The sequence below is a fragment of the Candidatus Methylomirabilota bacterium genome (genome assembly GCA_035936835.1).
Taxonomy (GTDB): Bacteria; Methylomirabilota; Methylomirabilia; order Rokubacteriales; family CSP1-6; genus AR37.
This window is the reverse complement of the sequence record DASYVT010000013.1, coordinates 1-8,477: the sequence shown is the minus strand read 5'-3', so window position 1 is coordinate 8,477 and position 8,477 is coordinate 1. Positions and strand designations below refer to the sequence as shown.

Here is an 8,477-nt window from a genome sequence, read left to right as displayed (position 1 = left end):
GACGAGCAACCGCGTGAAGCGCAGATCGCCGAACCGCGTGCCGCAGCGGATCGGGGCTCGCGTACCTCGCTCCGGCCGCTGAGCGCGATCGTGCGCGAGCGAGCACGCCATCTACCTTGTCTTTGACACCGAGACGACCGGCATTCCGCGAAACCACGATGCCCCTGCGTCAGACATCGGGAACTGGCCCCGGCTCGTTCAGATCGCGTGGCTACTCGCTGACGCCGAGGGCCATGAGCTCAGGAGTCAGGCCTTCATCATTCGGCCGGAGGGGTTTGTTATTCCGGACGGCGCCGTCCGTGTTCACGGGATTGACACTCAGACGGCGCGCCAGCGTGGCGTAGAGGTAGGCAGCGCCCTCGACGCTTTTGCCACGGACCTGTCGGCGGCCGAGAGTCTCGTGGCCCACAATGTTCGATTCGATGAGCGCGTGATCGGTGCGGAGTTCTTCCGCGCCGGACGCGAGAAGAACCCGATAGAGTCGAAGACCCGCCACTGCACCATGCGGCAGGCGACGGACTTCTGCCGGATTCCCGGTGGGCCGCGGGGCTATAAGTGGCCCACGCTCGACCAGCTGCATCGGACGCTGTTCGGACGTGGGTTCGAAGGCGCGCACGACGCCGTCGCGGACGTCCGCGCGTGTGCGACATGCTTCTTCGAGCTGAAGCGCCGGGGCGTCATATGATCGGAGCGGGAGCGTTAGAACCAGATTAATGCAGGGTCGAGCGTCAGGTCGCTGAACGGCGGCAGCGCGGCCGGCTCGCTGGTCAGGTGAGCCGCGAGCACGTACATCGCCCCGGTGAGCGTGTAGGCCTCCACGGAACGGTTCTCTGGATCCACGATCCAGTAGTGGGGCACGCCGTGCTCCGCGTACAGCTTCATCTTCCGATCGCGATCCAGATGGGCGGTGGATGGCAAGAGCACCTCGACCACGAGGGTCGGTGCCGCCTCGATGGCGCGCTCGCTGATGATCGCCAGCCGGTCGGTGGCGATGTAGAGGATGTCCGGCTGGACCACCGTTACGTTGCTCAGGATGCAGTCCGTCGGGGCGATGAAGACTTCGCCGAGGCCCTGCGCCCTCGCGTGCTTATAGAGACGCGAGCCGAGGGCAACGAGGGTTCGCTGATGTCGCGTGCCCGGCGTCGGTATCTCCGACAGCTCTCCCCGATGCAACTCGTAGCGCCGCCCGTCGTCGGGAAGGGCCGCATAGTCGCTGTAGGTCAGGAGAGCTCGCGTCGGCATCGCTCAGTGCTCCACGCTCCGTGCGTCACACTCTAGATGTTGGCGGTGGTGGCCCGATACCGTCAATGTCCACCCTTGCATACACTAGATTACACCGACTTAGATTGCAGGCGCCAGAGCCTGGCCGCGGAATAGAATCCGCAGCATGCCACCCGATCCCAGCAAGCTCTTGAAGGAAGCGCTGAAGCTGTCACCGGAGGCGCGGGCTGCCCTCGCAACCTCGCTGTTGGAAAGCCTTCACGAGGCTGTCGATGAGGGCGCGGAAGCTGCTTGGGCGGAGGAGATCGGAAGGCGCACCCGCGATCTCGACTCCGGAGCGGTTACGCCAGTACCGTGGTCTGAAGCGCGCCGCATGATTCTCGGACGGTAGTGCAGGCAGGCAGCCGACGGCGTTCGGCCGCGGCTGATGCCGGCGTCCTACGAACAACGGGTATACTAAGTCTGGAGGTGACCAATGAAGTACAAGATCGCGCTGCTCAAGACCGATGAGGGATACAGCGTTTCGGTCCCGGGGTTGCCGGGCTGTTGGTCAGAAGGTACCACCGAAGAAGAAGCCCTCCAGAACATTCAGGACGCCATTCAGGAATACCTTGCCGTTCGAGATGAGCTTCTTGAGGGCACAGTCGTCCGAGAAGTTGAGATCACCCCGTAGGCGTAGTGTCGGGTCGCATAACTCGCGCATGAAGCCGCCGGCGCTCCCGGCCGCGGCTGCGACCGATCGTAAGTCGACGAGCGCGTCATGTACCTTTTAAGGACATTCTGACGCTCAGCGTGGCCGACCGGCTGAAATTGCTCGGGGAGATCTGGGACAGCCTCGCTGCCACGCCTGAGGCAATCCGCGTGACCGACGCACAGCGCAAGGAGCTCGCGAGGCGTCGCCGTGCGCACGCGCGTAATCCCTCGGCTGCAAAATCGTGGGAAGAGGTACGGGCCAAGCTCGAGCGCCGGAAGTAAGGGGCCTTGGGCTCACTCCGGAGGCCGAGCTGGATCTTGACGAGGCCCACGCTTGGTACCACGGGGGCCTGAGACATGCCCGCAGTCTTCGTCCATGGTGTCCCTGATACGCAGCAGGTATGGAACGCGGTGAACTCGGGCTTGGACCGGAAAGATGTCGTGACGTTGTCGCTGCCGGGGTTCGGTTGTCCGCTGCCGGCGGGTTTCAGCGCGACCAAGGAGGCGTACGTGGAGTGGGTTCTCGGCCAGCTCGCGGCGCTCCAGGAGCCGATCGATCTCGTCGACCACGATTGGGGCGGGCTCCTGGTGGTGCGCGCCATGTCAGTTCGGCCGGATGCGGTGCGGAGCTGGGTCGCGGGAGGCGCGCCGCTCGATCGGGAGTACCTGTGGCACCAGGCGGCGAAGGAGTGGCAGACGCCCGGGGTGGGGGAGAAGGTGATGGCGGGCCTGACGGCGGAGGCTTTGGGAGCGGCGCTCGTCGCGGCGGGTGTCCCGGGTGCGGACGCGGCCGAGACAGCGGCGCACGTTGATCCCACCATGAAGCAATGCATCCTCAAGCTCTACCGGTCGGCTGTCCATGCCGGAGAGGAGTGGGAGGATGATCTCAAGCGCGTCTCGGCGCCGGGGCTGGTGCTGTGGGGCGAGAAGGACCCGTACGCGGCGGTGGAGTTTGGCGCGCGGCTAGCCCAGAAGACTCGCGCGCGGTTTGTATTCTTCCCCGCGTGCTCGCACTGGTGGCAACTTGAGCGGCCTGCTGAGGTGGCGGCTGAGTTGGAGCGGTTCTGGGCGGCGGTCTAGAACCGCCCCCTCACCCTTGCCCTCTCCCCCGATGGAGGAGAAGGGATCTGAGAAGACCTAGGCGAAGCGGGGCATTACTTTTTCGGCGAAGAGCTTCAAAGACCGGCGGACCTTGTCGTGGGCGAGGCCGCCGCGCGAGAAGGCGCCCATCATGAAGTCGATGCCGAGCGCCTCCTGGTGCTGGCGGATCTTGTCGGCGACCTCCTCCGGGTCGCCGGCGATGGCGGCCTGCTCGAGCGCCTTGTCTTCGCTCAGCGAGAGGAGGTTCTCCCGCACGCGGCGGTAGAACTTGTACTGCTCGGGCGGCACACCCGTCTCGTCGGCGATGAGCCCCGCCTGCGTCTGGAAGAACCAGCGGATCGGCTCGCGCAGGTCGTCGCGCGCCTGCTTCGACGACTCCGCCACGTGGATGATCTTGTTGAGGCAGATGTCCGCGCCCGCATCCGTGCCCTGCGCCTCGCGCCACGCCTGCCGGTAGGCGTCGTAGTTCTTGCGCAGGATGTCGAAGGGCGTGAAGGCGGGCGAGGTCAGGATCTTGAGCCCGCGCTTCGCGGCCAGCGTGTAGGTGTCAGGGGAGACGGCGGCGGTCCAGAGCGGCGGGTGAGGTTTCTGGATGGGCTTCGGCAGGACGCAGAGATCGCGCACCTGGTAGAACTCGCCCTCGAAGGTGCAGCGCTCTTGGGTCCACGCGCGGCGGATCAGCTCCAGGCTCTCGTCGAAGCGCTCGCGCGTTTTCTCCATCGAGATGGCGAGCCCGCGGAACTCGGCGGGCTGGTACCCGCGCCCGATGCCGAAGTCGAGCCGTCCGCCAGAAAGAATGTCCACCATCGCCCACTCTTCCGCGATGCGCACCGGGTGGGCGAAGGGCGCAACGACGACGGCCGTGCCGATCCGCACGCGGCGGGTCTCGCGCGCCACGGCCGCCGCCAGCACCGGCAGCGACGGCGCGATGCCGTACGGGGAGAAGTGGTGCTCGGCGAGCCACACCGTGTGGAAGCCCAGCTCCTCGGCCAGGCGGCACTCGTCGAGCGTATTCGCGTAGACCTGCGCGTGGCTCTGGCCTTCGCGGAGAGACAGAAGGTTCTGGGTCGAGAATCGCATCGGGCTACCTCCCACGCCGCACCCTAAGGCGAGGGCATCGCCAAGTCAAATGAGTACGGTGGTACCCTGTGGAGGGTTCCCCAACGTCGAAAGGAGATCACCGATGAGCCGAGTGCGTCGCATCCTCCACCCAACCGACTTCTCCCGCGCATCGAGCGCCGCCTTCGCGCGCGCCGTCAGCATGGCCAAGGCCGATCGCGCGCAGCTGCTGCTCGTCCACGTGTTGGCGTCGCCTATGCCGATGGCCGGCGAGGGATATATCTCGCCCGAGGTGTACGACGACCTCGAGACCTCGGCGCGCCGGTACGGGCAGAAGCGCTTGAGCGGGCTCCAGGCGAAGGCACGCAAGGCAGGCGCCCGGACCGCCACGCTGCTCCTCGAGGGTGTCGCGCACGAGCAGATCATTCGCGCCGCCAAGTCGAAGAAGGCCGACTTGATCGTCATGGGTACCCATGGACGGACGGGAATCGTAAAGTTCTTTGTCGGCAGCATTGCCTCGCGGGTCGTGGCTGGCGCATCCTGCCCGGTCTTGACGGTGCGCGGCAGGTAGTCCCGTCCGCCGGTCGGGGGCGGCGCGGCCCCCAGGTCAGCCGCGCCGCCCCCGAAGCGTCTCTAGTGCCCGCCGGTGCCGCCCATGCCGGGCTTGAGCGTCCGGAAGATGCCGGGCTGGTCGGCGCCGGCGACTTCGATGGATCCCAGAGCACCCTTGTCCATGGCCCGCACGATGCTGTGGTCCACGAGGAGGTAGCGGCCGGGGACGTCCATCTTCATCTCGACGACGGCCGCGCCGCCAGCCGGCACCAGCGTCGTCTGGATGTTGCGGGCCGGCTGGCCGGTGATCGCGCCTTCCGTGTACACGGCGTCGAAGATCTCGCCGATGACGTGGAAGGAGGAGATCAGGTTCGGGCCGCCGTTGCCGACGAAGAGCCGCACGGTCTCGCCCACGTTGGCCTTGAGGGTCTTGTCGCCCAGGAGCGCGCCCATCCGTCCGTTGAAGACCACGTACTCGGGCCGCTCGTTCCTGTTCTTCTCGTGGTCGTAAGCCTGCATCCCCTGGGCCAGCGTTTTGCCTTTCGTATAGAACTCGCCCTGCATCACGTAGTACTCGCGGTCCACGCGCGGCAGGCCCTTCTCGGGCTCGACGAGGATCAGGCCGTACATCCCGTTGGCGATGTGCATCGGTACGCTGGGCGTGGCGCAGTGATAGACGAAGAGCCCGGGGTTGAGCGTCTTGAACTCGAAGGCGCCGGCTTGGCCGGGGCCGAGCTGGGTCACCGCGGCGCCGCCGCCGGGACCGGTGACCGCGTGCAGGTCGATCGAGTGCGGGTTGCGGCTGCCGTGGTGGTTCTTGAGATTGATCTGGACGATGTCCCCCACGCGCACGCGGATGAAGGGGCCGGGCACGGTGCCGCCGAAGGTCCAGACCCCGTACTTGACGCCGTCGGCGAGCGTCGCCGTCAGCTCGGTCATCTCGAGGTTGACGATGACGCGCGTGGCGCTCTGGCGGTCAACCGGAGGCGGCACCTGTGGCGCCGTGGTCAGGACGGCCTTGACCTCTGGAAGCCCCGCGCCGCCGGCTGACTGGGCCCAGATCTTCACGCCCGCGCCCGCAACGGCCACTGCCGCGACGGCCGCGATGAATCCGACTGCCAGTGCCTTCTTCATCTCTTCGCCCCTCCCCGTTGAATGTGAGCTGCTGTCTGTACGTTAGCGGATCGGATGCGCCGGGCGATATGAGCCCGGTCATAAGGGCGTACGAGAGGCCCCGGGGCTCTGGTTGATGCGGTCAGGCGTCCAGGGCGGATCGAAGGTGATGCGGACGTCCACGCTCACGACGCCGGGCACAGCCATGACGACCCGCCGGATCCAGCCCGGCATGATCTCGTGGACCGGACAGCCCGGCGCCGTCAGCGTCATCGTGATATTGACCGCGCCATTGACGATCTCGATTCCGTAGACGAGGCCGAGCTCGACGACCGACATGCCCAGCTCTGGGTCGAGGACGCCGCCCAGCGCCTGGAGGACCTGCTCGCGCGTCGGCGCATCCGAGGAGCCGGCGATGGCGGGCCGGCGGCCGTACTGGGCCATGTGGTGGAGCACGCTGGCGACCGTCGCGGCGAAGCAGAGCGCGCCCGCGGCGAGTACCGCGCCCGCCGCGCCGATGAGCTGCGCATGCCCTGTGGCGAGCGCCGCGGCGAGGGCCGCGACTCCACCCGTGAGGAGCCCGTACGCGAGTCTCTCGGCCGCGGGCCAGCCCAGCTGCGCCAGCGTCGGCACGGGGGCGCGGCCCGCCAAGGGGCTGTAGACCCGATACCAGACGAGGAACGGAATGATCTTCAGCATCATCCCCACGATGGTCAGCGAGACCCAGCCTCCCAGCGCGAGGACCGCATAGGCCAGCGCGGCGCGCGGTCCCGAGAGGAGGTTGAAGGCCAACGCGAGCCCCATGGCCCCGGCCGCGATCAGAAAGGTCGAGCCCGTCAGCACGAAGCGGAGGCCCCAGTCGAGGGCGGGGCGTTTGCGGTCACGGGCCATGCGAGACACCCACGTGAGATGCGCCGCCGCCGCCGCGGCGACCGCGATCGCGCCGGGTACCAGGAGGGCGGCGGGGGCAGCGAGCAGGCCCGTGACGACCGCGGGCACGCCGAGCGCCAGTCCCCAGAACTGGACCCGCTCGGGCCAGCCGCTGGGCTCGGGCGCCAGCAGGAACATCGGATAGACCCGCGCCGCGACGCCGATGACCATGGGTGCCACCCAGCCCAGGAGCGCCAGGTGGAAGTGGGCGTGGAGCGTCGGGAAGAACGAGCCCGGGAGGAACTTCCAGATCCTGTCCGCGCCCAGGACGAGCCCGAAGACGACGGTCAACGCGAGTCCCGTGTAGGCCATGGCGATGAAACGTGCCGTGAAGGTCCAACGTTTGACTCCACGCAGCGTCAGCGCCACGTTGACGAGGTGCATCGCCACGCCCGCGCCCACCATGACGGCAGCCATGAGGAGCCCGGGCCACCGGCCCATGTAGAAGTGCGCCACCATGCCCGCGATGCCGACCGCCAGGATCCAGAACTGCCAGCGTGCCAGCCGCTCGCTCCACACCCGGCGTTCGAGCACGATCGGGATGAGCTGGTACGAGGCGCCCATGATGCCGAGCGTGATCCACCCCAGTGTCACCGTGTGGGCCAGCGCGGTGAGGCGCGGGTGGTAGTAGTGCCCGGCGAGTTCCGGGGCGAGGGCCGGCACGGCCGCGCAGGCCAGGACGAAGGCCGCGACGGCGGTCACGAGATAGGACAGGGGCAGTGTCGGCGACGGCGTGCTGCCCGCGCTGGGCCCCGGCCCGCTCATGACGGCGGCGCGGGGCGGCGGATCACAATGCGCACGAGGCCGGGCTCGGCCTCCTCCGTGTCGTGCAGGAAACCGCGCTCGTCGAGCTGCGGGTAGAGGAGCATGGGCCGCCGCTCGTGGAGCACGACGAGGCGCTGTCCCGGCCGCAGCGTGTCGAGCCGCTCCAGGATCTTGACCATGGGCTCAGGTGGCTCGAGCCCGCGCACGTCGAGAACGGCTTTGTCACCGTCGGCGGACGCGGCGGCGCGGGCGCCTGCGACCGCCTCCGCCGGCACAGAGGGCTCGTGGTAGAACCAGACGATCCAGTTGTCCGGCGCGCTCTGCTCGGCCCAGTGAGCGAAGCCGCGCTTGCCGAGCGCGGCAAAGAGCGGCACGGGCTCGAAGGGCGCGCGCAGGACGAGCGCCTGCTCCGGAGCCAGCGCCTTGACGGTCGCCATGATCCTGGCGAATGGCTCCTGGCCGCGGCGAATGTCCTCCCGAACGTCGAGGTGGACCAGGTTCGCCGCGGTTACCCGGCGGAGCGCCTGCGGGCGGTCGGCCACGGCGCCTACGCCTTCACGGCTGCCGGGCGGTTGAGCGCGTCCAGCAGCGCCTCGAGCGGGACGCCCGCCGAGGCGGCGGCCTCGCGCAGCGTCAGGTGCGCTCCACAGCAGTGATTGATTCCCATCTCCTTCATGATGTCGAGCGCCCCTGCGTCGTGGGGGGCGACGTCACCGACCGTGAGATCGGCGGTGATGGGCGCCCCCGCGGCGTGAGCCGTCGCGGGCGAATGAGCGTGGCAGCTGCATTCGTGAGCCATGGTGTTCTTCCTCCTTGCGAGGAAGGTTACTCCACGGCGCTGGAGGCGCCTATGACGGGGATCATAGGTGGTGAAGCAATGGACAAGCGGCGGGGATCAGTGCTGGGCTGCGGCGGGGGGCATGCGGACGCGGCGCCACATGTTCAGGACGAAGAGCAGCGTGCCCGCCACCTGGCCGAGGCCTCCGGCGGCGATCGCGAGCCGGAGCGCGGGGGCGGGTGAGAGCCCCGCCCACAGCTCGGCC

The 8,477-nt window shown here is 68.1% G+C and carries 10 protein-coding genes and 1 pseudogene; 5 read left to right on the top strand and 6 right to left on the bottom strand.

The window, feature by feature from the left end:
• Positions 1–109: 109 nt before the first annotated feature.
• A complete protein-coding gene (locus VGV06_00840; GenBank protein HEV2053698.1) occupies positions 110–685 on the top strand; it encodes a 3'-5' exonuclease in 576 nt (191 codons plus the stop codon).
• Positions 686–699: 14 nt separating this feature from the next.
• Here VGV06_00840 and VGV06_00835 read toward each other — a convergent pair whose 3' ends face one another.
• Positions 700–1,242, bottom strand: a complete 543-nt coding sequence (locus tag VGV06_00835) for a Uma2 family endonuclease (GenBank protein HEV2053697.1) — start codon at positions 1,240–1,242, stop codon at positions 700–702.
• Positions 1,243–1,696: 454 nt separating this feature from the next.
• Here VGV06_00835 and VGV06_00830 point away from each other — a divergent pair, with 454 nt between their 5' ends.
• The 3 genes from VGV06_00830 (at position 1,697) to VGV06_00820 (ending at position 2,994) form a co-directional block, all read left to right on the top strand.
• Positions 1,697–1,894, top strand: coding sequence for a type II toxin-antitoxin system HicB family antitoxin (locus VGV06_00830; protein HEV2053696.1), 198 nt, complete (start codon positions 1,697–1,699; stop codon positions 1,892–1,894).
• A gap of 56 nt (positions 1,895–1,950) precedes the next feature.
• On the top strand, positions 1,951–2,196 hold the full coding sequence (locus VGV06_00825; GenBank protein ID HEV2053695.1) for an addiction module protein: 246 nt from the start codon (positions 1,951–1,953) through the stop codon (positions 2,194–2,196).
• Positions 2,197–2,271: 75 nt separating this feature from the next.
• A complete protein-coding gene (locus tag VGV06_00820; GenBank protein HEV2053694.1) occupies positions 2,272–2,994 on the top strand; it encodes an alpha/beta hydrolase in 723 nt (240 codons plus the stop codon).
• A gap of 57 nt (positions 2,995–3,051) precedes the next feature.
• Here VGV06_00820 and VGV06_00815 read toward each other — a convergent pair whose 3' ends face one another.
• Positions 3,052–4,095 carry an LLM class flavin-dependent oxidoreductase gene (locus VGV06_00815; protein ID HEV2053693.1) on the bottom strand — a complete coding sequence of 348 codons (1,044 nt, stop codon included), beginning with the start codon at positions 4,093–4,095 and terminating at the stop codon, positions 3,052–3,054.
• 103 nt (positions 4,096–4,198) lie between these two features.
• On the opposite strand from VGV06_00815, the gene VGV06_00810 reads away from it, so the two are divergent.
• On the top strand, positions 4,199–4,645 hold the full coding sequence (locus VGV06_00810; protein ID HEV2053692.1) for a universal stress protein: 447 nt from the start codon (positions 4,199–4,201) through the stop codon (positions 4,643–4,645).
• 83 nt (positions 4,646–4,728) lie between these two features.
• Here VGV06_00810 and nirK read toward each other — a convergent pair.
• From nirK to VGV06_00790, 4 genes and pseudogenes are all read right to left on the bottom strand, one after another.
• Positions 4,729–5,760: pseudogene (nirK, locus tag VGV06_00805) on the bottom strand (copper-containing nitrite reductase).
• Between the two features lie 78 nt (positions 5,761–5,838).
• On the bottom strand, positions 5,839–7,434 hold the full coding sequence (locus tag VGV06_00800) for an iron-sulfur cluster assembly protein (protein HEV2053691.1): 1,596 nt from the start codon (positions 7,432–7,434) through the stop codon (positions 5,839–5,841).
• The gene (locus tag VGV06_00795) at positions 7,431–7,976 is read right to left on the bottom strand and encodes a DUF2249 domain-containing protein (GenBank protein ID HEV2053690.1); all 546 of its coding nucleotides are present in this window, start codon (positions 7,974–7,976) and stop codon (positions 7,431–7,433) included. The genes VGV06_00800 and VGV06_00795 overlap by 4 nt, the downstream gene beginning before the upstream one ends.
• 5 nt (positions 7,977–7,981) lie before the next feature.
• Complete coding sequence (locus VGV06_00790; GenBank protein ID HEV2053689.1) at positions 7,982–8,233, bottom strand: DUF542 domain-containing protein; 252 nt, start codon at positions 8,231–8,233, stop codon at positions 7,982–7,984.
• Between the last annotated feature and the right edge of the window lie 244 nt (positions 8,234–8,477).

Bases quoted from the DNA above. Each gene is read 5' to 3' on its own strand.
- VGV06_00835 (HEV2053697.1), bottom strand. From the start codon at position 1,242: ATGCCGACGCGAGCTCTCCTGACCTACAGCGACTATGCGGCCCTTCCC.
- VGV06_00830 (HEV2053696.1), top strand. From the start codon at position 1,697: ATGAAGTACAAGATCGCGCTGCTCAAGACCGATGAGGGATACAGCGTT.
- VGV06_00820 (HEV2053694.1), top strand. From the start codon at position 2,272: ATGCCCGCAGTCTTCGTCCATGGTGTCCCTGATACGCAGCAGGTATGG.
- VGV06_00815 (HEV2053693.1), bottom strand. From the start codon at position 4,095: ATGCGATTCTCGACCCAGAACCTTCTGTCTCTCCGCGAAGGCCAGAGC.
- VGV06_00810 (HEV2053692.1), top strand. From the start codon at position 4,199: ATGAGCCGAGTGCGTCGCATCCTCCACCCAACCGACTTCTCCCGCGCA.
- VGV06_00800 (HEV2053691.1), bottom strand. From the start codon at position 7,434: ATGAGCGGGCCGGGGCCCAGCGCGGGCAGCACGCCGTCGCCGACACTG.
- VGV06_00790 (HEV2053689.1), bottom strand. From the start codon at position 8,233: ATGGCTCACGAATGCAGCTGCCACGCTCATTCGCCCGCGACGGCTCAC.